At 29.1% G+C, this 24,241-nt stretch carries 25 protein-coding genes; 14 read left to right on the plus strand and 11 right to left on the minus strand.

The genetic code is table 11. From position 1 onward, the window contains the following. Positions 1 to 2: 2 nt before the first annotated feature. The 3 genes from V2W16_RS06780 to V2W16_RS06790 all read right to left on the minus strand — a co-directional run bounded on the left by V2W16_RS06780 (position 3) and on the right by V2W16_RS06790 (position 3,590). Positions 3 to 1,199, minus strand: a complete 1,197-nt coding sequence (locus V2W16_RS06780) for a nucleotide sugar dehydrogenase (protein WP_329383456.1) — start codon at positions 1,197 to 1,199, stop codon at positions 3 to 5. A 2-nt stretch (positions 1,200 to 1,201) separates the two neighbouring features. Then, the gene (locus V2W16_RS06785) at positions 1,202 to 1,930 is read right to left on the minus strand and encodes a WecB/TagA/CpsF family glycosyltransferase (RefSeq protein WP_329383459.1); all 729 of its coding nucleotides are present in this window, start codon (positions 1,928 to 1,930) and stop codon (positions 1,202 to 1,204) included. Between the two features lie 457 nt (positions 1,931 to 2,387). Continuing rightward, positions 2,388 to 3,590 carry an AI-2E family transporter gene (locus tag V2W16_RS06790; protein ID WP_329383462.1) on the minus strand — a complete coding sequence of 401 codons (1,203 nt, stop codon included), beginning with the start codon at positions 3,588 to 3,590 and terminating at the stop codon, positions 2,388 to 2,390. A 133-nt stretch (positions 3,591 to 3,723) separates the two neighbouring features. On the opposite strand from V2W16_RS06790, the gene lspA reads away from it, so the two are divergent. The 6 genes from lspA to V2W16_RS06820 all read left to right on the plus strand — a co-directional run bounded on the left by lspA (position 3,724) and on the right by V2W16_RS06820 (position 8,286). Further along, positions 3,724 to 4,185, plus strand: coding sequence for a signal peptidase II (gene lspA / locus V2W16_RS06795; protein ID WP_329383465.1), 462 nt, complete (start codon positions 3,724 to 3,726; stop codon positions 4,183 to 4,185). A gap of 126 nt (positions 4,186 to 4,311) precedes the next feature. Then, a complete protein-coding gene (gene uvrB / locus V2W16_RS06800; RefSeq protein WP_329383468.1) occupies positions 4,312 to 6,300 on the plus strand; it encodes an excinuclease ABC subunit UvrB in 1,989 nt (662 codons plus the stop codon). Positions 6,301 to 6,380: 80 nt separating this feature from the next. Further along, positions 6,381 to 6,662, plus strand: a complete 282-nt coding sequence (gene yabP / locus V2W16_RS06805) for a sporulation protein YabP (protein ID WP_138268206.1) — start codon at positions 6,381 to 6,383, stop codon at positions 6,660 to 6,662. Continuing rightward, positions 6,662 to 7,237, plus strand: a complete 576-nt coding sequence (gene yabQ, locus V2W16_RS06810) for a spore cortex biosynthesis protein YabQ (protein WP_329383472.1) — start codon at positions 6,662 to 6,664, stop codon at positions 7,235 to 7,237. The genes yabP and yabQ overlap by 1 nt, the downstream gene beginning before the upstream one ends. Then, entirely contained in the window at positions 7,146 to 7,517 is a 372-nt protein-coding gene (locus V2W16_RS06815; RefSeq protein WP_329383475.1) for an FtsB family cell division protein, read from the plus strand. The genes yabQ and V2W16_RS06815 overlap by 92 nt, the downstream gene beginning before the upstream one ends. Next, positions 7,510 to 8,286, plus strand: a complete 777-nt coding sequence (locus tag V2W16_RS06820; protein ID WP_329383478.1) for a TatD family hydrolase — start codon at positions 7,510 to 7,512, stop codon at positions 8,284 to 8,286. Before V2W16_RS06815 ends, V2W16_RS06820 begins: the two co-directional genes overlap by 8 nt. 100 nt (positions 8,287 to 8,386) lie before the next feature. Here the strand turns inward: V2W16_RS06820 and V2W16_RS06825 are convergent, their stop codons facing one another. Genes V2W16_RS06825 through V2W16_RS06835 form a run of 3 tightly spaced genes read right to left on the minus strand, consistent with a single transcriptional unit; the run spans position 8,387 to position 10,935 of the window. Then, positions 8,387 to 9,034 (minus strand): HAD-IA family hydrolase, encoded by a 648-nt coding sequence (locus V2W16_RS06825; RefSeq protein WP_329383481.1) that lies wholly within the window; start codon positions 9,032 to 9,034, stop codon positions 8,387 to 8,389. A 19-nt stretch (positions 9,035 to 9,053) separates the two neighbouring features. After that, positions 9,054 to 9,701 (minus strand): HAD-IA family hydrolase, encoded by a 648-nt coding sequence (locus V2W16_RS06830; RefSeq protein ID WP_329383484.1) that lies wholly within the window; start codon positions 9,699 to 9,701, stop codon positions 9,054 to 9,056. A 16-nt stretch (positions 9,702 to 9,717) separates the two neighbouring features. Continuing rightward, on the minus strand, positions 9,718 to 10,935 hold the full coding sequence (locus tag V2W16_RS06835; protein ID WP_329383488.1) for a S41 family peptidase: 1,218 nt from the start codon (positions 10,933 to 10,935) through the stop codon (positions 9,718 to 9,720). A 184-nt stretch (positions 10,936 to 11,119) separates the two neighbouring features. On the opposite strand from V2W16_RS06835, the gene V2W16_RS06840 reads away from it, so the two are divergent. Together V2W16_RS06840 and prmC are read left to right on the plus strand one after the other, a co-directional pair. Continuing rightward, the gene (locus V2W16_RS06840) at positions 11,120 to 12,253 is read left to right on the plus strand and encodes a THUMP domain-containing class I SAM-dependent RNA methyltransferase (protein ID WP_329383491.1); all 1,134 of its coding nucleotides are present in this window, start codon (positions 11,120 to 11,122) and stop codon (positions 12,251 to 12,253) included. Between the two features lies 1 nt (position 12,254). After that, positions 12,255 to 13,103 carry a peptide chain release factor N(5)-glutamine methyltransferase gene (gene prmC, locus V2W16_RS06845; RefSeq protein ID WP_329383494.1) on the plus strand — a complete coding sequence of 283 codons (849 nt, stop codon included), beginning with the start codon at positions 12,255 to 12,257 and terminating at the stop codon, positions 13,101 to 13,103. 125 nt (positions 13,104 to 13,228) lie between these two features. On the opposite strand, the gene V2W16_RS06850 is transcribed toward prmC, so the two are convergent. From V2W16_RS06850 to V2W16_RS06860, 3 genes are all read right to left on the minus strand, one after another. Further along, complete coding sequence (locus V2W16_RS06850; RefSeq protein WP_138268216.1) at positions 13,229 to 13,399, minus strand: YjzC family protein; 171 nt, start codon at positions 13,397 to 13,399, stop codon at positions 13,229 to 13,231. Between the two features lie 100 nt (positions 13,400 to 13,499). Continuing rightward, complete coding sequence (locus tag V2W16_RS06855; RefSeq protein ID WP_329383499.1) at positions 13,500 to 14,189, minus strand: formate/nitrite transporter family protein; 690 nt, start codon at positions 14,187 to 14,189, stop codon at positions 13,500 to 13,502. 31 nt (positions 14,190 to 14,220) lie between these two features. Continuing rightward, entirely contained in the window at positions 14,221 to 14,703 is a 483-nt protein-coding gene (locus V2W16_RS06860; RefSeq protein ID WP_425353955.1) for a peptidylprolyl isomerase, read from the minus strand. A gap of 122 nt (positions 14,704 to 14,825) precedes the next feature. Here V2W16_RS06860 and glmU point away from each other — a divergent pair, with 122 nt between their 5' ends. The 6 genes from glmU (at position 14,826) to V2W16_RS06890 (ending at position 21,308) form a co-directional block, all read left to right on the plus strand. Next, positions 14,826 to 16,187, plus strand: a complete 1,362-nt coding sequence (glmU, locus tag V2W16_RS06865) for a bifunctional UDP-N-acetylglucosamine diphosphorylase/glucosamine-1-phosphate N-acetyltransferase GlmU (protein ID WP_329383505.1) — start codon at positions 14,826 to 14,828, stop codon at positions 16,185 to 16,187. Between the two features lie 104 nt (positions 16,188 to 16,291). Continuing rightward, complete coding sequence (locus tag V2W16_RS06870) at positions 16,292 to 17,245, plus strand: ribose-phosphate diphosphokinase (protein WP_329383508.1); 954 nt, start codon at positions 16,292 to 16,294, stop codon at positions 17,243 to 17,245. 20 nt (positions 17,246 to 17,265) lie between these two features. After that, complete coding sequence (locus V2W16_RS06875; protein ID WP_425353956.1) at positions 17,266 to 18,087, plus strand: transketolase; 822 nt, start codon at positions 17,266 to 17,268, stop codon at positions 18,085 to 18,087. Continuing rightward, complete coding sequence (locus V2W16_RS06880) at positions 18,087 to 19,022, plus strand: transketolase family protein (RefSeq protein ID WP_253230191.1); 936 nt, start codon at positions 18,087 to 18,089, stop codon at positions 19,020 to 19,022. Before V2W16_RS06875 ends, V2W16_RS06880 begins: the two co-directional genes overlap by 1 nt. Further along, complete coding sequence (locus tag V2W16_RS06885) at positions 19,022 to 19,693, plus strand: TVP38/TMEM64 family protein (RefSeq protein ID WP_329383513.1); 672 nt, start codon at positions 19,022 to 19,024, stop codon at positions 19,691 to 19,693. The genes V2W16_RS06880 and V2W16_RS06885 overlap by 1 nt, the downstream gene beginning before the upstream one ends. A 10-nt stretch (positions 19,694 to 19,703) precedes the next feature. Next, the gene (locus V2W16_RS06890) at positions 19,704 to 21,308 is read left to right on the plus strand and encodes a CTP synthase (protein WP_329383515.1); all 1,605 of its coding nucleotides are present in this window, start codon (positions 19,704 to 19,706) and stop codon (positions 21,306 to 21,308) included. Between the two features lie 27 nt (positions 21,309 to 21,335). Here V2W16_RS06890 and V2W16_RS06895 read toward each other — a convergent pair whose 3' ends face one another. Together V2W16_RS06895 and V2W16_RS06900 are read right to left on the minus strand one after the other, a co-directional pair. Beyond that, positions 21,336 to 23,372 carry a sensor histidine kinase gene (locus V2W16_RS06895; RefSeq protein ID WP_329383518.1) on the minus strand — a complete coding sequence of 679 codons (2,037 nt, stop codon included), beginning with the start codon at positions 23,370 to 23,372 and terminating at the stop codon, positions 21,336 to 21,338. Further along, entirely contained in the window at positions 23,347 to 24,048 is a 702-nt protein-coding gene (locus V2W16_RS06900; protein WP_329383521.1) for a response regulator transcription factor, read from the minus strand. The genes V2W16_RS06895 and V2W16_RS06900 overlap by 26 nt, the downstream gene beginning before the upstream one ends. Positions 24,049 to 24,241 lie beyond the last annotated feature (193 nt).

The following is a 24,241-nucleotide window of genomic DNA, read 5'->3' on the forward strand; positions in this document are numbered from 1 at the left end:
ATCTACACAATCAAATTATTATATTTTTTTATTAACTCCATATTTTCCATAAAGACATCATGTTTTACTGTTACAACAGCTAAATCAGAATTATCTAAAGCTGATTGCAAGTCAAATAATTCTATTCCATCTTTTTCTTTTAAATCTACATTTGGTTCACATCCAATAACATTATAACCTTTGTCTCTTAAAACATTGGCCAATATTATAGATGGAGATTCTCGTAGGTCATCAATATTAGCTTTAAAACTAAGACCCAAAATTGCTATTGTTTTTGATGTGTCAAAAGACAATAATTTTTCTATTTTATGTGCTACATAATAAGGTTTATAGTCATTTGTTTTTCTTGCAGAAGTAATAATTTTTGCATCTTCACCAAATTTTTCAATTAAAAACCATGGATCAACAGATATGCAGTGTCCTCCAACACCAACGCCTGGGCTTAAAATATTTACTCTTGGATGTTTATTTGCAAGAGTGATAAGTTCATTTACATCAATATTAATTTTATCACATAATATAGATAGCTCATTTGCAAATGCTATATTTACATCTCTAAAAGAATTTTCAACAAGTTTACACATTTCTGCAGTAATATCATCAGTAATATAAACATTTCCATTTACTAGGAACGAACTGTATATTTCCTTTGCAAGTTCTGCAGCTTGTTTATTTTCTGAACCAATTATTCTATCATTATTTTTTAGTTCAAATAAAATTCTACCAGGAAGAACTCTTTCAGGACAATGTGCAGTTAAAAAATCATCTTTTGAAAGACCACTTACTTTACACAAAATATCTGTCATTTCTTTTGTAGTTCCAGGTGGAACAGTGGATTCTAAAATTACAAGATCACCTTTTTTAAGAATTTTACCAACATTTTCAGCAGCTGAATGTACATATGATAAATCAGCAAGCTTCTTTTCTTCTTCTTTTAAAAATGGAGTTGGAACACATATTATATAAACATCTGCCACTTGTAAATCTTTATATGCTTTAAAAGTCCCATTTTTAACAACTTTTTCAAGCTCTGCTTGCAAACTGTTTTCAACAATATGTAATTTTCCCTTATTAAGAGTTTCTATTACATTTTCATTTACATCAAATCCTTGAACTTGATATCCATTTTCTGCAAAAGCTATTGCTGTGGGAAGTCCAATATAGCCCATTCCTAATACACTAATTTTATCTACTTTCATTATTATTTCTTACCCCTTTTTATTGCTATAATTTCTTTAATATATGTTATTATGTTTTCTTTATTTTCATCAAATCTATTTGGATTACATACCATTCTAAATAACCACTCTAAGCCTAATTTTTGAAAAAATACAGGAGCTCTTTTGGCATACCCTGAAATCACATCAACAGTCCCACCAACTCCCATTATTAAATTTAAATATTTCAAATCTTTTTTATATTTATAAATAAACAGTTCCTGCTTTGGACTACCAAGTGCAACCAATAAAATTTTAGATTTAGATTCGTTTATTTTCTTTATAATAAATGAATCATCATAATCGTATCCATTTGCATAACCTACAACATTTATATTCCTTTTTTTCATAATTTCAACAGCTTTACTTACACTTTCCTCTGTTGCTCCATATATAAAAAACCCTGTTTTTTTTACTTCTTCGTCAACAAAAAGTCTATTTGCAAGATCTGTTCCTGTAATTCTATTATGAATATTGTTACCTAAAATCTTTGATCCCATTATTATTCCATATCCATCCGGAATTAAAATATCAGCATCTAACAAAGCCTTTTTTACGTTATCATCTTTTTGAGCCAATACAAACTTTTTGGGATTAAATGCCAAAACAACTTTTTGGTTATCTAAATCTATATTTCCCTTTATTTCTTCTACAACATTTTCATATGATTCATCACATATTTTATAATCTAAAAAATCCCTATAAGTTATCATTCCCATTATCTTTCAATTATTTTTATATCTTATATTAATTGTAACATGTAAATAATAATACATTTGAATTATTCAATGTATTATTATTTATTTTTTTGTCTTTTTCTAATTTAAAAAAAATTTTTTATGTAATATATTTCATTTGTTCCATTAAGTATACTTTTTGGAAAAAAATAGTAATAGAAATATAAAACTTTTATTTTTTATATTTATTTTCTGACAAACTTTTTAATATTATTTGATATAACATGAAAAAAACAAGAAATAAAGTAAAAAATTTCTTGAATTTTATATTATATAAAAAATACTACTTAGTTAATACTAACATTAATCATAAAAAAAATAAAGTTAATTAAGCAAAAAAAAGGCATAAATTATCTAATTTATGCCGATTTTTACTAATATTTTACAATTTTATCATTAATTAATAATTACGATAAATAATTAATATATTTACTTACTTTCTATTTTCTAATAACGGCGGTTTGTTTTCATCTTTTCTGTCACTAAGCCACTGAGAAATCAAAATCTTAAGAACCGCAAATATAGGAATACCTATAACCATACCCACAACGCCAAACAGACTTCCACAGAAAATAATGGATACAATAACCCAGAAACCGTTAAGTCCAACTACATCACCAAGAATATTTGGAGCAAGAACATTTTGGTCTATTTGTTGTATAAATATAATAATAAATACCATTATAATTCCCTGAACAGGTCCACCGGAAATCATTGCAAAAATAGAACAAGGTATTACGCTGAAAATTGGACCAAATAATGGAATCATATTTGTTATGGTTATTATAAAAGCAATTAATGTTGCATATTTAATTTTAAACAATGTTGCAAGGGCAAGACCTAATGCCCCAACTATTAAAGAACAAATAGCTTTCCCTGATAAAAATTTAAAGAACATATAATCCATAAGCCCTAAAACATAGGATGTTGTCCCATACATTCTTTCCGATAAAATAGCTTGAGAAAAACGCTTTAATTGACTTAATAAGACCTCTTTGTCTATAAGCATATATAAAGCTATAAAAATAGCAATAAATACATTATATATTGTTTTTCCAAGACTCATTGTCGCATTAAATAAATTTGTACCAAGTCCTTCAACCCAAGTCTTAAAGAAACTTAAAGTATCGAGTATTGTAGCATTCATTCCATTTGAGGTAGATATGTCTATATTGAATATATTACAAATACTAACAAACACAGGATGATTTGCAAGTCTTGTTATAAAACTTTCAATCTGCCCCATGTTTTCCTGAACAGAAGCTATAAGAGAACTTATACTTGCGATTGTACTTGGTAAAACTATATAAACAATTAAAGTAATTATCAAAAGAGCTATAATCATTACAATAAGAGAAGATAAAACTCTTTTTGCTCCATCTTTTTTTATGTTTGTCCTTTTTTCTAAGATATCATGTAATTTATCAACCGGCTGATATAAGAAAAAGGCAATAATAAAACCTATTAAAACGGGCTTTAACGGAATATAAAATATATTCCATATACCTTTTAATTCTTCAAGAAAAGAAGATATGTTTTGAATTCCAAAATAAAAAGCTATAATGAAACAAGCTGAAAGAGTAAACAGAATTGCATATTCTTTATATTTTTTGTCTATGTCTTTAATTTTTCTCATTGAACTACTCACTTTTTCATATTTAACAATAACATTATACCATACTTATCAATTAAAATATTTAAAAATCCTATTTTTAAATATAATTTATGATATAATTAAAAAAGTTTTAATAAATTAAAAAGAGGTTGAAATGATTTATTATTTAATTGTAATTTTGTGTATAATTATAGATCAAATAAGTAAATATATCGTTATAAATAATTTAAAACCTATTGGAAGCATACCTATAATAAAAAATGTTTTTCATCTTACTTACTGTGAAAACACTGGCGCTGCTTTTAGTATGTTTTCAAAAAACACAGCAGTGTTAACAGCAGTAAGTTTAGTATTTATTTTTCTAGTATTTTTCTTTTTATTAAAAAGCATCAAAAAGGGAAAAACATCAAAAATCATGTCTTTCGGTCTTGCTTTTATATTAGGAGGAGCAATTGGAAATTTTATAGATAGATTCTTCCATGGTTTTGTTACAGACTTCTTTGATTTTAGACTTATAAATTTTGCTATTTTTAATGTAGCAGATATATTTATTACAATCGGGGCAATACTATTTTGTATATATGTTATTTTTACAAAAGACGAAAAAATATTTTAAAAAGAATAGACAAAAGTTTATTCTTTTTATTTTAAGAATAAAAGAACAAATGTTCATTTTGTTATATACTTTATAAACACTATATGATAAAATATGTTAATAAAATATTTTTAAAAAGGAGAAAAAATGCCAAAATTTAAAGTACATTCACCTTTTGAACCTTCAGGAGGACAACCTGAAGTAATAGAAAAACTATCAAACAGCATATTAAACAATGAAAGAGATCAAACACTTCTTGGTGTTACTGGCTGCGGGAAAACTTATATTATGGCAAAAATAATAGAAAAAGTTCAGCGTCCTGCTCTCATAATGGCACATAACAAAACATTAGCAGCTCAACTTGCAAATGAGTTTAGAAGTTTCTTTCCTGAAAATGCGGTAGAATATTTTGTAAGCTACTACGATTATTATCAACCGGAAGCATATGTTCCCGGTAGAGATTTATATATAGCAAAAGACTCAAGCATAAACGATGACATAGATAAACTTCGTCACTCAGCAACATCTGCATTATTTGAAAGAGATGACGTAATAATCATTGCATCTGTAAGCTGTATATACGGACTTGGTAGTCCAATTGATTATAAGGAAATGGTTTTATCATTAAGACCCGGAATGATAAAAGAACGAGATGATGTAATAAGAAAGTTAATTGATATACAATATACAAGAAATGATATTGATTTTCACAGAGGAACTTTCAGAGTAAGAGGAGATAGCGTAGAAATATTCCCTGCAAATAGCAGTGAAGAAGCAATAAGAGTTGAATTCTTTGATGATGAAATAGACAGAATCGTTGAAATAAACTCCATTACCGGAGAAATTTTAAGAAGTTTAAAACATGCTTTTATTTACCCTGCAAGCCACTATGTTACAAACGAAGAAAATATAAACAGAGCAATAAAATCAATAAGCGAAGAGTTAAAAGTAAGGGCAAAAGAATTTGAAGATAATGGGAAATTACTTGAAGCACAAAGAATAAGGGAAAGAACTAATTATGATATTGAAATGCTAAGAGAAATCGGTTCTTGCAAAGGAATAGAAAACTATTCAAGACATATAAACAATCTTCCTGCGGGAGCACCTCCTTATACTCTTTTAGACTACTTCCCTAAAAATTATGTAACTTTCATAGACGAATCCCATGTTACCGTCCCTCAAATAAGAGGAATGTATGCAGGAGATAGAGCAAGAAAAATGAATCTTGTTGATTATGGATTCAGACTTCCTTCAGCTTTAGATAACAGACCTTTAAACTTTGAAGAATTTGAAGAAAGAATGAATCAATTAGTCTATGTTTCAGCAACTCCTAATGATTATGAAAAAGACTTATCAACAACAATAGCAGAATGTATTGTTCGTCCAACAGGTCTTATTGACCCTAAAATTACCGTTAAGGAAACAAAAGGGCAAATTGAAGATTTAATAGGTAGAATAAAAGAAAAAACTGCAAAAAAAGAAAAAGTTCTGGTAACAACTCTTACAAAAAGAATGGCAGAAGATTTAACAACATATTTAAGTGAAGTGGGAATAAGAGTTGAGTATCTTCACTCTGATGTAGACACAATAGAAAGAATGAAGCTTATTAAAGACTTAAGAGATGATGTTTTTGATGTTTTGGTAGGTATAAACCTTTTAAGAGAAGGACTTGATATACCGGAAGTATCCTTAGTTGCTATTTTAGATGCCGATAAAGAAGGATTTTTAAGAAGTGAAACATCACTTATTCAAACAATAGGAAGAGCCGCAAGACATTTAGACGGCGAAGTTGTAATGTATGCAGACACAATAACAGCTTCCATGGATAAAGCCATAAAAGAAACAGAAAGAAGAAGAAAAATACAAACAAAATATAACAAAGACCATAACATTACACCTAAAGGAATAGTAAAATCTACGGATAATGCTATGTCTGCACTGTCAATGGAAGATATCGAAGATAAAAAATCAGCTAAAATCCAAAAGAGAAATAAAAAAGACTTTAACAAAGATATTGATGAAGAAATTGAACTTCTTACAAAACAAATGAAATTATATGCTAAAAATCTTGAATTTGAACTTGCTGCAAAAGTCAGAGATGAAATTGAACAATTAAAAAAATTAAAAACAAAATAAACTCCATAAGGGAGTTTTTTTGTTCTATTTTTTTATAAAGCCAATATATATTAATAAATAATATTTTTAGGAGAAAAACTATGGACAACAAAAATATAACAGATCAAAGACTTGAATTATACAACAGAGGCAATTTAAAAATAAATGATTGTCTTGATGTTCATAACTTTAATGACGAAACGGTGGTTCTTGAAACATCTCTTGGAATTCTTACCATAAACGGGGAAGAATTAAAAATTGAAAAACTAAATTTAGAAGAAGGAGAAATTGCCTTAAACGGAAATATTTATGCCCTAAATTATGACGATGATATAACATTTATGGAAAAATCCTCAGGATTATTTTCAAAGATATTTAAATAATGACTGATACAATTTATTCACAATACCTAATCCTTTTTGAAACCTTTTACGGAGGTTTCATTTTGGGAGTTATGTATCACACAATAACTATAATAGTTTATGCCATAACAAAAAAAATAAATTTATCGGATTTATGTTTTTGTCTTGTAGGTGCAGTATTTACCATTGATTTATTCTTTAAGACCACATATTTTGATTTAAGATATTATAGCATTTTAAGTTTTATCATGGGATTTATCGCTTATTACTTTATAATATCCCCCATCTATAAAAAGCTTCTGTTTTTTATCACATCAAAAATAGGTCTTACAAATAAAAAAATAAAAAGAAAAATAAACATCAAAAAAAATAAAATAAAAAAGAAATACAAAGGGCCTATACTAAAAATTAAAACTTTATTAAAACATATTTTATCTATTCCAATAAAAATAAAAATAAGTTATAATAATTTTAGAATATATAAAAAAGAAGGAATAGGTATTAATGAGAAGAGAAAATTATTCTTTACAAAATACCAACAGCAGTATAGATGCAAAAAGAAGAATAGGAAAAAGGAAAAAAAGACGTGCGGGTAAGAAAAAAAGAGTTATTACTTTAATTCTAATTATTACCTTTGTTCTTTTTGCGGGCAGAATGCTTACACTTGAATATAAATATTATACTTTAAACAAAACAAAAGAAGAACTTTCTCAGCAAATAGAAGAAGAAAATTTAAAGTCAAAAGAATTAAGCGAAGAACTTGAGAATTCAAACAGCAAATCATATATAGAATACCTTGCAAAAAAATATTTGGGACTTATTTATCCTGATGAAAAAGTATACGTAACAAACGAAGGGGACAATAAAAGTGAGTAGTTTTTTATTTGACACACATGCACATCTTAACGATGAAGCTTTTGATGAAGACTTAACAGATGTAATAAAAAAATTACAAAGTGAAAATATAGAAGGGGTTGTAAATGTTGGTTACGATCTTGAGTCCTCAATAAAAGCCATTGAACTTAGTAAACAATATGACTTTTGTTATGCATCGGTAGGACTTCATCCTCATGACAGCAAAGACTATAACAAAATCCTTGAAAATGAATTTATTAAACTTACAAAAGAAAATGATAAAGTAGTCGCCTACGGAGAAATAGGACTTGATTATTATTATGATAATTCTCCAAGGAACATACAAAAAGAAGTATTTATAAAACAAATCAAAGTTGCAAATGAGTTGAACAAACCTATCATAGTACATTCAAGAGATGCCGTAAAAGATACATATGATATTTTAAAAGAATATTTAGGTAGTAATACAGGAATAATTCATTCTTGTTCGGCTTCTGCGGAAATGGTAAAAGAATATTTAAAACTTGGACTTTATATATCTTTTTCAGGAAGTGTTACATTTAAAAATGCTGAAAATGTAAGAAATGCGGCAAGAGCTGTGCCTTTAAACAGACTTCTTATTGAAACAGACTGTCCTTACTTAACCCCTGTACCTCATAGAGGAAAGAGAAACGACCCTTCCTATGTAAAACACACTGCAAAACAGCTTGCAGATCTTAATAATATAAGTTATGAAGAATTAGTTGAAATTACAAATAATAATGCAAAAGAAATATTTGGAATAAAATAAAAAAGGAATGCAAAACATTCCTTTTTTTATATAAAATTTTTTTAATAAACACAAATTATTCAGTTTAATCAAATACTAAAAATTTGAACTTTATTTTATATTATTGTAATACTATTTTAGCAATATCAGATGGTTTATCTGCAATATGAGTTGGTTTGCAATTTTCGATTTCTTCTCTTTCTCCATAACCATAAGTTACACCGATTGTATCAAGACCATTTTCAACGCCGCCTTCAAGGTCATTGTATCTGTCTCCTACCATACAAACCTCACTTTTATCCTCTACACCCATATGTTCCATAGCCATTCTTATAAAATCACCTTTTGAACCTCTGGTTTGAGTCCAGTTGTTTCCAACAATAATATCAAAATATTTTGCAAGATCTAAATGTTTTAATTGCAAAACAGAAGCCTCTTCCGGTTTATTTGTAGCAATAGCCATTTTAACGCCATTATCAAATAAAGTCTTTAACATTTCAGGAATTTCTTCATATATTTTACATTCATAAATCCCTTTTTCTTTAAGTCGTTTCATATGTATTTTCATGGCTGCTGCACCGTCTTCTTTGCTAAAACCATATTTTGTAATAATTGTTTTAGATAAAGGAGGCCCAAGAAGTTTTCTTATATTATCAACGCTTTCTTCAACCCCATATGCTTTAAGTGCTTTTTGAAAGCATTTGCAAATACCTTCATGAGAATCTAAAATTGTACCGTCTAAATCGAATACCACATATTTATATTTCATATTATTACCTCATAATTTATTATTTAAGTACAATATCAGCTATTTCAAGAGGTGTTTTTGCAATATAAGTAGGTTTGCAATTTACAATTTCTTCTTCAGAACCATAACCATATGTTACACCGATTGTATCAAGACCGTTTTCTACACCGCCTTCAAGGTCATTATATCTATCCCCTACCATTACAGCATCTTTTTTATCTTCGACACCAATAGCTTCCATTGCCCATTTAATAAATTCTGCTTTTGTTCCTCTTGTTTGTTCTTCATTGTTTCCAACAATAAAATCAAAATAATCTTTTAATTTTAAATGTTCAAGTTGTTTTATTGAAATTTCTTCAGGTTTGTTTGTTGCTATTGCAATTTTAATTCCGTTTTCTTTTAATTTATCAAGCATTTCAAACATTCCATCATAATACTGTGCATCATAAATACCTTTTGTTTTAAGATAATTCATATGAAGTTTCATAGCAGCTTTGCCGTCTTCTTCACTAAAACCATATTTTGTAATAATTGTTTTAGATAAAGGAGGTCCAAGAAGTTTTTTTATATTTTCCAAACTTTCTTCAACTCCATAAGCTTTTAAAGCACCTTGAAACCCCTTACAGCTTCCAAGCTGTGAATCAACGATTGTTCCGTCAAGATCAAATATTACATATTTGTACCCCATTTTACTTCTCCTTTTACTACTTGATTTTTTGTTTTAAATATGATAACGCTTTTTGCAACTGATTGTCTTCATCAAGCGTTAATTTACTTATTGCTTTGTCGCTCTCAGCCTTAACAGTAACATCAGGAGTAATGCCTTTTTGATGAATTTGATGTCCTTTTGGGCTTAAGTATTCATCAATTGTTATTGTAATGCCCGAACCGTCATTAAGAGTTTTTACCTCTTGTATAATACCTTTACCATAGGATTTTTCACCTATAATGGTTGCCATTTCATTATCTTGTAAAGAACAAGATAATATTTCAGAAGCAGATGCAGAATTCCCGTTTACAAGAACAACAATAGGAACTTTTGCATATTCATCCGTAACATCTTTTTCTGTTTGTGTTTCACCTGTTTTATTGGTTGTTGAAATTATTGTCATATCTTTTTTTAATAGTAAATTTGCTATATCTGTTGCCTCGTTTACAAGTCCGCCAGGATTATCCCTTAAGTCTATAACAAGACCTTTCATATTTTTATTACTAAATTCATCATAATATTTTTCAAAGTCACTGGCAACATCACTTGCAAATTCACTTATTCTTATATAACCTATTTCATCATCCATCATTTTGCCCGTAACATATGTTGCTTTAACTTTATCTCTTGTTATTGTCATTTTTACTTCTTTATTATTTCTTAAAACAACAACATCTACTTCTGTTCCCTTTTTCCCTCTTAGTTTGTTTGAGGCTTCTGATACACTTACGTTTGATGAATCAAAGTCATCAATTTTTATAATAATATCTCCTGCTTTCATTCCGGCTTCTTCAGCAGGAGAACCTTGGAATACGGAATCAACTAAAACAGCGCCATCTTCATTGTTCATAATTTGTACGCCAATACCATAAAACTCACTGTCAAGTTCTGAAGTATATTCTTCAAACTCTTCTTCAGTATAATAATTTGTATACAAGTCTCCTGTACCCTTTGCAAGACCTTTAAATGCATAATCCCATAAATCTTGTTCGTCTAATTCTTTATAATAATCTTCCTGTATTAATTCTTCCAGTGCAATCAACTTTGTGATATTTTTTGCACTTGTAGAACTTGGAGTATTTATAAGCACCTTATTACCAATTGCCATATTACATGACGCCGTTACAAGAAATGTTAAAAGATTTGTTATAATAAGCAAACCCGCAACAACGGCTATTACAATTATTTTACCTTTATTTTTTTTGTTTTCCATATTTACTTTCCTTTATGTCTATTTAACTACTATATTATATGTCATCACTTTTTTAATATCAATATTTAAAAATAAAAACCTGATTTTTAATTTTTGAAATATACAATAATCATTTTATCACTTTAAAAATTAATTCTTTTCTGATAAACTTTATTTTGATAATTTATAAAAAAGGAAATTTCAAATGAATAAATTAAATATAGTTGCTACCTGTACATTTGGTCTTGAAAGAGCATTAAAAAGAGAAATTATAGATTTAGGATATGATATAGATAAAGTTGAAGATGGGAAAATATATTTTAAAGGAAACTACAATGATATGATGAAAGCAAATCTTCATCTTAGATGTGCCGACAGAGTTCTTATTTTCCTTACAAGCTTTGATGCTTTTTCTTTTGATGAACTTTTTGACAAAACAAAAGATTACCCTTGGGAAAACATTTTTGATAAAAATGCAGGATTTAATCCTACAAAAATAACAACGGTAAAATCAAAACTTTATTCAAAAAGAGACATACAAAAAATAATAAAAAAAGCAATAGTAGAAAGACTGAAAAATAAATATCATACAAAAAGACTAAGCGAAGAAGGAGCATATTATCAAATAATCGTAAACATAAAAAAAGATAAAGTAAGTTTATTTTTAAATACTTCCGGAGAAGGTCTTCATAAAAGAGGATACAGAGAAAACGCACTAAAGGCTCCATTAAAAGAAACATTGGCAAGCGGAATAATAGAACTAAGCGGATATAGAGGAGACAGACCATTTAGCGATATAATGTGTGGAAGCGGAACAATAATAATAGAAGCAGCAATGAAAGCGAAAAACCTTGCTCCGGGACTTAACAGACATTTTGCATTTGAAAATTGGAAAGAATTTAATAAAAAAGAATTTGATTTAATTAAAACACAGGCAAAAGAAAATATTATCCCTGCGCCTATAAGGCTACTTGGGAACGACATAGATTACAAAGCAATAAAAGTAGCAAACGAAAATGCAAAAAAAGCAGGTGTTGATGATGCCGTGGCATTTCAAAAAATGGACATGAGAGAATTTAGATCAAAGAAGAAAAACGGAACAATGATTGTAAATCCGCCTTATGCAGAAAGAATTGGAGAAGAAAAAGAAGTAATAAAATTATATAAAGATTTCGGCAAAGTATATGAAAACTTGGAAGATTGGAAATTATTTGTACTTTGTGCACATCCTCTTTTCCAAAAGCACTTTGGTAAAAAAGCAGATAAAAACAGAAAACTGTTTAATGGCAACATGCTTTGTTACCTATATCAATATTATCCAAATAAAGGAAATAAATAAAATGATAATAAAAGAAGCTCTTATGAAAGCAAGTAAAAATCTTGAAGAAAATAATATTCCAAATCCATTAAACGAAGCAAAATATCTTTTAAAGTTTCTACTAAAAAAAGATGATATATACTTTATTACAAATTTAGATAAATCTTTAAATGACGATGAGGTAAAAAAATATAAAGAACTGGTTAACAAAAGATGTAAACATGTTCCTTTCAGCTATATTACAGGAGTAAAGGAATTCATGGGACTTGAATTTTTTGTAAATAATCAAACTTTAATACCTCGTCCAGAAACAGAAATTATAACAGAATATGTTATAAATAATTTTAAAGATAAAAAACTTGATATTTTGGAAATTGGTGTTGGAAGCGGATGCATAAGCATATCCATAGCCAAATATTTAAGTAATGTAAATATTTTAGGCGTAGATATAAATGAAAAAGCAATTGAAGTTGCCAACAAAAATATTAAATATAATAATGTAGAAAATAAAGTTAATTTTATAAAAAGCGACTTATATGAAAATGTAAAAGGAAAATTCGATATAATAATTTCAAATCCACCTTACATCAAAAGCGATGTTATTGAAACCCTTGAAGATGACGTAAAAAAATACGAACCGATTTTAGCTTTGGATGGAGGAAACGACGGGCTTTACTTTTATAAAAAAATAATAAATGATGCAGATAAATTTTTAAAAGATAATTCATACATTATTTTTGAAATAGGTTACGACCAAGGTGAAGATGTAAAAACACTTTTAGAAAAAAAACAATTCAAAGAAATAGAAATAATCAAAGACCTTGCAGGTTTTGACAGAACAATAATTGCAAAAAAAATAAAAGACAGCTAAACGCTGTCTTTTTAAAATATCACAAAACATAACACTTATATTAATAAAAAACTTTCTTAAATTTATAGTGATATTTTTAATCTTATTCTTTTCAGAAAAATATAAATAATAAAACAAACACATTATTAATTTTCTTCTTTCATCCAACGTCTGCCTTTTTTGCCTGTCGGTGGAAGTCTATCCCCTTGTTCAATATTAACTATTCTTCCATTTTCAATATAAGAACCGTCTTTTTCTACTTCTCTGTATTCACCTGCGGGTAAATCATCAGTACCGGGTTTATATAAATTACTCATAATCTTTTCCTTTCATAATTTATTCTCGGTATTATTTTTCATCAATTTTTGTTAATTATTCAAAAAATATGATGTTAAAATTTACAAAAAAAAGATATCCTTAAGATATCTTCCTTTCACTTTTTTCTTTTATTATTTTACAAACGGGAAAAATAAGTCCGCCAATACTGTTACCCAAAGTTATTACTAAAATTGAAATAAAAGTATTAATATTCCATATTCCGGCAACAGAAAAATAGAACATATCGGCAATACTATGTTCAAAACCACATAGTATAAAACCCATAACTCCAAATATAAGCCCTAAATATTTACCTATTTCCGTTTTATTACTTTTATAACCGTCAACTGCTATGTAAATAAGAATATTACAAAGTACTGCAAGAATAAATAAGCTAAGCAAATTCCCGCTTAACTTTGTATTACAAAGATTTACGGCACTCTCATAAAGATTGACAGTTGAGCCAGGAGTATTAAAAAATCTTGTAAGTTTAATCATATTAGCAAGCAAGAATGCTCCAATAAAATTGCCAATCCAAACAATTATTAAATTAAAAGCATACTTTTTATCATTTTCAAATAAATACAAAACTTTTCCAGTAAATAAGTTAAGCTCAAAAGTACAAACACTAAAAAGTCCAACGGAAAAGAGAAACGCACCTATTACATGGTTTTCCATAGATAAATAAGCACATCCACCAATTCCTATCATAATTCCTGCTAAAACTGCATATATAAATACAACTAATCTACTTTTACTCATTTTTACCTCTTTATTTTTGCAAAACAAAGTTCAGTGAAATATCACTGAACTTTGTTAATTATTCTTCTATTATTTCTATTTTCTTTATTTTTCTTTCTTCAAGAGGTTTATCCATATAATCTGTAGGAGTTTTTGCAATTTCATCAAGAACATCAAAACCTTCAGTAAGTTTACCAAAAGCAGCATATTCACCATCTAAGTGAGGTGCATTTTGGTGCATTATAAAGAACTGACTTCCTGCAGAGTTTTTATCCATGCTTCTTGCCATAGATATAACGCCTCTTTCATGTTTTAAATTATTTTCAACTCCGTTTGAAGCAAATTCACCTTTAATTGTATGCCCAGGGCCACCCATTCCATTACCGTTTGGACATCCTCCTTGAATCATAAAGCCTTCAATTACTCTATGAAAGATTAATCCATTATAAAATCCGTCTTTTACTAAATTAATAAAATTTTCGCATGTTATAGGAGCAATATCTTCATATAATTCAACAACCATTACTCCGCCGTTTTCCATTTCTATTTTAGCTTTTGTCATAATAATCATTCCTTTCTTATTGTATGGTGTATTTTACCATATATATTAAATAAATAAAACAAATTTAAAATTTTTGTGTACTTTTTTCAACTTCTTTATTATAATGTTGGTTGGGTGATTATATGGAAAAGAAAAATAATAATGTATCTGCTTTAATCCTTGCAGGAGGATTAGGCACAAGAATGAAATCAGAAAAACCAAAAGTTTTACATGAAATATGTGGTGAAACTTTACTTAAACACGTAATTTTAAACGTTGAAGAAGCAAATATTGACGATATAGGTGTAGTAGTAGGATACAAAGCCGATATGGTTAAAGAAGTTACTGGAGAAAAATACAGTTATTATCTTCAAGAAGAACAACTTGGAACAGGTCATGCAGTAATGATGGCAAAAGAATTCCTAAAAAACAAGAAAGGGAAAATTCTTGTTCTTTGTGGGGATGCTCCTTTAATCAATAAAAACGTAATAAACGATTTTATAAATTATACAGATAAAAATAACTTGGATCTTTGCGTTCTAACTGCAATATTAGATGATGCAAAAAGCTATGGAAGAATAGTTAGAAAAGATGATAGACTTGAAAAAATCGTAGAACTAAAAGATGCAAATGAAGAACAAGCAAATATAAAGGAAGTGAATTCAGGTACTTACATTTTTGATGTAGAAAAACTATTAAAACATTTGGATGAACTTTCAACAAACAATGCTCAAAAAGAATATTACATTACAGATATGATTGAAATATTCAAAAATAACGGTTATAACGTTGACGCATTTGCAGCAAAAGAAAGCAGTATAGTTGAAGCAGCAAACAACAGATATGAGCTTTCAAAATGTGAGGAACTTTTAAGAGAAGAAATAAATAAACAACATATGCTTGAAGGGGTTACAATTATAAATCCAAAAGCAACTTACATTGATAGAAACGTTAAAATCGGTGTTGATACAGTAATTTATCCAAATACAATAATAAAAAAAGGAAGTATCATCGGTGAAAGAAACGAAATATATGATTCAAGAATAGAAAACAGCTGTATTGGAGACGAAAATAAAATAGACAACTGTGTAATAACAGATGCAAAAGTAAGTAACCAAAACCAAATTGGTCCTTATGTACATTTAAGACCAAATGCCGATATAAAAGACGGTACAAGACTTGGCAACTTTGTCGAAGTTAAAAACTCAACAATCGGAAATGGCACAAAAGTAAGCCACTTAACTTATGTCGGAGATGGCGAAATCGGAGAAAACACTAACGTAGGATGCGGTGTCGTATTTGTAAATTATGACGGTAAAAATAAATATAAAACAAAAGTAGGAAACAACTGTTTTGTAGGATGTAATGTAAATCTTGTTGCTCCTATAACAATAGAAGATAATGTATATATAGCTGCAGGTTCTACCTTAACAGATGATGTGGAAAAGAACTCTCTTGCCATTGCAAGAAGCAGACAGACTATAAAAAAAGATTATAAAAAATAATAAATTTTAGATTTACAATTTAAAAACATATAAAATTTTGTTATAATGTGTTTATAAATAGTTTAAAACTATTTTAAATAAATATAATTTATGGGGAGTAGAAAATGATAGAATCTTTTTCAGACATTTGTTTACTTGCAGGTAATTCAAATAAGGCTTTAGCACAAGAAATAGCAGACAATTTAGCATTACCTCTATGTTCAGCAAAAATCGGAAAATTCTCTGACGGAGAAATTAATGTTACAATTAACGAATCTGTAAGAGGAAGAGACGTTTTTGTTATTCAATCGGTTTGTTCACCGGTAAATGATAATTTAATGGAATTATTAATTATCATTGATGCATTAAAAAGAGCTTCAGCAGGAAGAATAACTGTTGTTATGCCATACTATGCTTATGCAAGACAAGACAGAAAGGAAAAAGGAAGAGTTCCTATTACTGCAAGACTTGTTGCAGATATGCTTACAACAGCAGGAGCAGACAGAGTAATCTCAATTGATTTACATGCCGACCAAATTCAAGGATTCTTTAATATACCTTTTGATAGATTATTCGGCAGACCAATCATTGCAAACTACATTCAATCTCAAAATGAATCAATGGAAAATGTAGTTGTTGTATCTCCTGATGCAGGAAGCGTAAAACGTTCAAGAAAATTAGCCGAAGACTTAAACGTACCTTTGGCAATCATCGATAAGAGAAGACCTAAAGACAATGTTGCGGAAGTAATGAATGTTATCGGTGAAGTAAGAGGCAAAAAAGTTATAATGATTGATGACATGATAGATACGGGAGGCACTATAGTTGGAGCTGCAAATGCTTTAGAACAACTTGGAGCAGGCAGAATAATTTGTGCTTGTACACATCCTGTTTTATCAGGACCAGCTGTGGAAAGGATTGAAAATTCTGCTATTGACAGATTAATAGCAACAAATACTATCCCATTAACATCTGATAAGAAAATTGACAAGATTACCGTATTATCTGTTGCACCGCTACTAGCAAAAGCAATTAAGATTATACATACAGGTAAATCTATTAGCTCAATTTTTTCATAAAAAATATAAAATGAAAGGAAATAAAAATTATGGATTTAAAAACAATTGCTAGTAATGTCAGAGTTGGCATTATTACAGAAGTAGCCGCTGCACAAAGTGGACATCCGGGTGGATCTTTATCAAGTGCGGACATCGTTACATATCTTTATTTTGAAGCTATGAACATCAATAAAGATAATCTTGACGATCCAAACAGAGACAAATTTATTTTAAGTAAAGGACATGCATCACCTGTTTTATATGCTGCTCTTGCAGAAAAAGGAATCATCGAAAGAGATGAACTTAAAACATTTAGAAAAATCAACACAAGACTTCAAGGACATCCAGCTATTCATAAATGCCCAGGCGTTGATATGACAGCAGGTTCTTTAGGTTTAGGTTTCCCTGTTGCTGTTGGTCTTGCTCTTGGTAACAAACTTGACGGAAAAGATTCAACAGTTTACTGCTTATGCGGTGATGGTGAAATTCAAGAAGGTTCAATTTGGGAAGCTGCTATGGCTGCAAGCCACTACAAATTAGATAACTTAATCTTATATGTAGATAACAACAACTTACAAATTGATGGACCTATAACAGAAGTTATGTCTCCATACCCAATTGATGAAAAATTTGCTGCATTTGGTTTCAATGTAATCAATGTAGAAGATGGTCATGATTTTGATCAACTTAGAGAAGCAAACGAAAAAGCTAAAGCTTGTAAAGGAAAACCTAGCGTAATTGTTTGTAAAACAGTAAAAGGTAAAGGTGTTTCATTCATGGAAAACCAAGTAGGTTGGCATGGAAAAGCTCCTAGTGAAGAACAAGCTAAAGAAGCTATTGAAGAATTAGGAGGTTGGAAATAATGAGTAAAATTGCTACAAGAGAATCTTACGGAAACGCTGTAACAGAACTTGGTAAAGAAAATCCTAATATCGTTGTATTAGATGCTGACTTAGCAGGTGCTACAAAATCAGGCGTATTTAAAAAAGCTTTCCCAGAAAGACATTTTAATGCTGGTATTGCTGAAACAGATATGGTTTGTTTAGCTGCAGGTTTATCTCTTGCAGGTAAAATCCCATTTGTTTCTACATTCGCTGTATTCGGTACAGGTAGAGCTTATGATGCTGTAAGAAACGCTGTATGTTATCCAAACTTAAATGTTAAACTTGCTTTAACTCATGCTGGTTTAACAGTAGGTGAAGACGGTGCTACTCACCAAATGTTAGAAGATATCGCTTTAATGAACGCTCTTCCAAACATGACAGTTATCGTTCCGGCTGATGATACAGAAGCTAGACAAGTTGTTAAAGCTGCTGTTGAAATCAATGGTCCTGTATTCATGAGATTTGCAAGAGCTGCTACTCCAGTAGTATTCGGCGATGACTATAAATTTGAAATCGGTAAAGCTGCAACAATTAAAGAAGGTAACGATGTTACATTAATCGCTTGCGGTATCATGGTTCAAAAAGCTTTAGAAGCTGCTGATGAACTTGCTAAAGAAGGAATCAACGCAAGAGTAATCAATATGGCTACTATCAAACCTCTTGATAAAGATGCTGTAATTAAAGCTGCTAAAGAAACAGGTGCTATCGTAACATGTGAAGAACACTCTATCTATGGTGGTCTTGGAAGCGTTGTTTCTCAAGCTTTAAGTAGTGAATGCCCAGTTCCTATGGAATACGTTGCAGTAAGAGATACATTTGGAGAAAGTGGTACACCTGATGCATTACTTGCTAAATACCACATCGATACTCCAGACATTATCGAAGCTGCTAAAAAAGCTGTTGGTAGAAAATAATGGACAAAAAACGGATTACTAAAGTATCCATAATAACTTTGATTATTATCGCTTTATGTATATTCGTTATAGACAAAGTAGGGTACGGTTTCTTTACCGACCCTACAAAACTAAAGGAGTTCATTTCCGGCTTTGGCATATGGGCACCTTTTGTTTTTTTTAGTTTGCAGTTTTTACAGGTTATTATGGCCTTCATTCCGGGAAATGTTCTTGGAGTGGTTGGAGGCGGGTTGTTTGGTCATTTTAATAGCTTTTTACTTAATTCAAGTGCCATTTATTTGGGAAGCATTGTAATGTTTATGCTTGGAAAACATTTTAGTGAAAAAGTTGCATTAAAGTTTGTAAAACAAGAAACCTATGACCACTACTTGGAAATAGTGTCCGGTAAAAAAGGTAAACTTACATTATTTATTGCATTTTTATTACCCTTTTTCCCAGACGATGCTTTATGTTTAATTGCCGGAAGCAGTAATTTAACATATAAAGAATTTCTTATTTTTTTATTTCTTGGCAGAACTCCGGGAATAATCTATCCTTCATTCTTGGGAGCCGGAATAATGGGAAAAGATTATAAATTGTTAGTTGCAATAAGTATTGTTTATGGTATTATATTATTTATAATATATATTTTTAGAAACAAAATAATAAAAGATGATATAAAAGATGAGTAAGGAGTAAAGTATGCAACCGTATTATATTTTTGTAACAGGTGGAGTAGTTTCATCACTAGGGAAAGGCATCACAGCAGCAAGTTTGGGAAGACTTTTAAAAGCAAGGGGAATTAATGTTTTTATTCAAAAACTTGATCCATATTTGAACTTTGACCCTGGTACAATGTCTCCTTTCCAACATGGGGAAGTATTTGTAACAGAAGATGGTGCCGAAACAGACTTAGACCTTGGACATTACGAAAGATTTATAGATATCAATTGTTCAAATAAAAGTAATATTACTACAGGTAAAATATACTGGTCAATAATCTCTAAAGAAAGAAAAGGAGATTTCCTTGGTGGAACAGTACAAGTTATACCTCATATTACAAATGAAATTAAAGATTTTATTAAAGCAGCAGGTGAAGAATCAGGTGCTGATGTTGTTATTAGTGAAATCGGTGGTACGGTTGGAGATATAGAAAGCCAGCCTTTCCTTGAAGCAATCAGACAAATGAAAATTGATTGCCCGGGAAGAGTATTATATATTCATGTTACTCTTCTTCCATATCTTGGAAAAGCAATGGAACTTAAAACAAAGCCTACACAACATTCTGTAAAAGAGCTTAGAAGTATAGGTATTCAACCAAACATCATAGTTCCAAGAAGTGAACTTCCTGTAAGCGAATCAATTAAAGAAAAAATTGCTTTATTCTGTGATGTTCCAAAAGAAGCTGTTATCCCTAACTATGATGCAGAAACTCTATACGAAGTACCAATGTCTCTTGAAGATGAAGGTCTTGCAGATTATGTTATAAAATGTTTAAATATTCCTGCCAAAGAGCTTGATTTAAGTGAATGGGAAAAAGTAGTAGATAAAGTTAAATCTATGAATAAAAAAGTTAAAATTGCTCTTGTAGGTAAATATGTAAGCCTAAGAGATGCTTATTTATCTGTTGCCGAAGCTTTATACCATGGTGGAATAGAAAACGGTACAGAAGTTGAAATAGACTGGATAGATTCAGAAGAAATAAATGAATCAAACGTTAATGATATTCTTAAAGATGCAAACGGAGTTATCGTTCCAGGTGGATTTGGAACAAGAGGAATAAAAGGTAAAATGCTTGCATGTAAATATGCAAGAGAAAATAAAGTTCCTTTCCTTGGACTTTGCCTTGGAATGCAAGTTGCTGTTATCGAATTTGCAAGAAACGTTCTTGGAATAGAAGATGCAACAAGTTCAGAATTTGATGAAAACACAAAAAATCCTGTAATAGATTTAATGCCTGAACAAAAAGATGTTGATAAAAAAGGCGGCACAATGAGACTAGGTTCTTATCCTTGTGATTTAAAAGAAGGTACAAAAGCTTATGAAGCATATGGAGAAGAACATATCTCAGAAAGACACCGTCATAGATATGAAGTAAATAACGAATATAAAGACAGATTGGAAGAAGCAGGAATGATTATTTCCGGTCAATCACCAAACAGACTATTAGTTGAAATGGTAGAACTTAAAGATCATCCTTGGTATGTAGCAACACAAGCTCATCCTGAATTCAAAAGCAGACCTAACAGACCTCATCCTTTATTCAGAGAATTTGTCAAACATGCACTAAACAATAGTGTAAAGTAATAAAATCAAAGACCGTTTAATATAACATTAAACGGTCTTTTTCATATTTTTATCATTAAATACTAATTTTGCTTTAAATAAATCTTTATCAATGGATATAGAAAAATCAATATTCATTAAATCTGTAAAGCTCTGTACGATTGATAAACCAAGTCCAAATCCTTCCAAATCTCTGGCTTTATCGGCTCTTGCAAACCTTGTTAAAATCTCTTCACTTGTAAAATTCATTTCATAATTTGAAATATTGCTTATGATTATAGAAGGTTTATCCTCTTCCCTTTTAAGATCTATATATATTCTTGATCCTGTTAGAGAATATTTAACTGCATTTTGAATTAAATTTTCAAGAATTCTTCCAAGTTTTTCACCATCTGCATTAACAACAAAGTCATCTTCAAAATCAACTTTAACTGTTAATCCATTTTCTTCGATTTTATCACTAAATTCTCCAATACTTTGGTTTATTATGCTTTTTAAATTTATATCACTATTGTTTAATTTAATGTTTCCGCTGGAAGCTTTTGATATTTCAAAAATATCTTCTACCAGTTTTTTTAATTTTTGAGATTTACTATCCAAAATTTCTAAATATTCTTTTGCTTTATCAGGCTTAATATCCTCTCTTTTCATTAAGTCCACATAGTTTATTATAGATGTTAAAGGAGTTTTTAAATCATGAGAAACATTTGTAACAAGTTCACTTTTCATTTTTTCGCTTTTAACTTGTTCCTCAACAGTAGTTTTAATATGATCTTTAAGACTATTTAAACTATATTCAATTTCTTTATAATAACTCTCATCATTCAAATGTATATCACTATACAAACTTCCATCCCCTAGGCTTTTTATATAATAATAAACTTCATCTATATCTCTAACGCTTTTTATAGAATAAACATATAACTTAACAATGGAATATAATAAATATATTAAACAGGCAAAGAAAAATCCTGTCATTAAATCGCTATAATATCCCATTCCTGCAATAAGCAAAATTAATATTATAAAAGATAGTCCTCCCGATATAACACATCGTGTTATAGAACCTATCATTTTTGAACGTACTTTTTTACTGAAATTTGCTCTAACCCTAGTTGTTTTATATGAACTTGTTATATATTTATATAAACTACAAGATATAATATTTGTATAATCATATTTAACAGCACAAAGTGTAAGAATTGCAAAAATAATAAGTACTATTTTAAATTCAAAAGCATTTATATTCATTAAAACAAAAAGTAAAATTAATATTCTTATTTCAATAAATATATCATTAAATAACTTACCTAAAACTTCAAAAGTTTCCTTTAACCCAAATTTATCTTTTATAACTTTAAATAAAACAATTGAAAGTATCAAAAAGAAAATAAAATTAGATATGTTCATATAGGCATTTTTTCTATAATCGTTTAAACTTGAACCAAAGTATCCGTCTTCACTAAAATCATGGCTTATGGCAACATAAACGGTAGGAGGTTTTACAACATCTCTTAGAAAATAATTATCTGCATTATTCATATCAAAATTATTTGAAAGATTATATGATACACTTATATACTTTTGGACATTATTTATATAAACATCTGTTGCATTATTGGTAGTATTTATGAAAGTATATCCCTTTTTCTTATAATTACTTTCAAAGGTTTTAAGTGATGCTAAAGTAGTATTTGTATAAATTTCTCCGTTATTATTATCTACAATAAAATATAAAACTTCTGCTCCATAGTTTTCAATTGTGTTAAGCTTTATTGAAGACCTTAGAGTTGGAGATAATTTTTTTATTTCAGCATTTTTATCTTTAACGGAAGTATCAACATATACTTGATAATACTGATAATAAATACTATTATTTAAATTTGCATGAAGATTATCAAGCTGAGAAGCATATTCGGAAGAATTCAAATATCCATTTGAATTTACAACCTCATAAGAACGATTACTAATTATGTCAGCAAAAGAATTAATCATTATCAGCACCGATAAAAACATTAATAAACATATAGAAACTTGGCTAAATAATGTTTTATCTTTTCTAATATTTTTCAATTTTATATCCAATTCCCCACACCACCTTTAAATATTTTGGATTTTTAGGATCTATTTCTATTTTTTCTCTTATATGCCTAATATGAACTGCAACGGTATTGTCTGTCATATAAGAAATTTCACCCCATACACTTTCATAAATTTCTTCAATTGAGAAAACTTTATTAGGTCTATTCATAAGTAATTTTAAAATTTTATATTCTGTACTGGTAAGTTTAACCTTTTCCCCATCAATAAAAACCTGTGCGGTTTCTGTATTTAAACTTAACCCACCAGTTGTTAAAATATTGCTCGTTTCAGTTTTTGTCATATTACCTAAAACAGTATATCTTCTTATTAATGATTTAACTCTTGCAATAAGCTCCAATGGATTAAAAGGTTTTGTAACATAATCATCGGCACCTATATTTAGTCCAATTATTTTATCGGTATCTTCTGACTTTGCGGAAAGAAAAATAACAGGAACATTCTTTTCTTTTCTTATCTTAGTAAGTGTTGATATTCCGTCTAATTTTGGCATCATTATATCCAATACAATCAAATGAATTTCTTCGTTCTTTACTATTTCCAAAGCAGAATACCCATCATATGCTTCAAATATGTTATAACCTTCATTTGAAAGATATATGTTTATTGCTTTTACAATTTCTTTATCGTCATCTACAACTAAAATATTATATCTGTCCATTTTCTATCTCCTAATAAAATCTTAATAAGATTATAAAACAAAATTTTTAATATTGATTATGGAAAATATTAATATTTTATTAATATTTTATAATTTTAAGTTAAATTTTAATTCACTTTAATTTTTTTTACTTTTCAGCTTTATTTCAATTTGAATTATTTATGGTATATATTACCATTGTAAAATTATTAAA

The sequence above is a fragment of the Anaerofustis butyriciformans genome (assembly GCF_036289385.1).
Lineage (GTDB): Bacteria > Bacillota > Clostridia > Eubacteriales > Anaerofustaceae > Anaerofustis > Anaerofustis butyriciformans.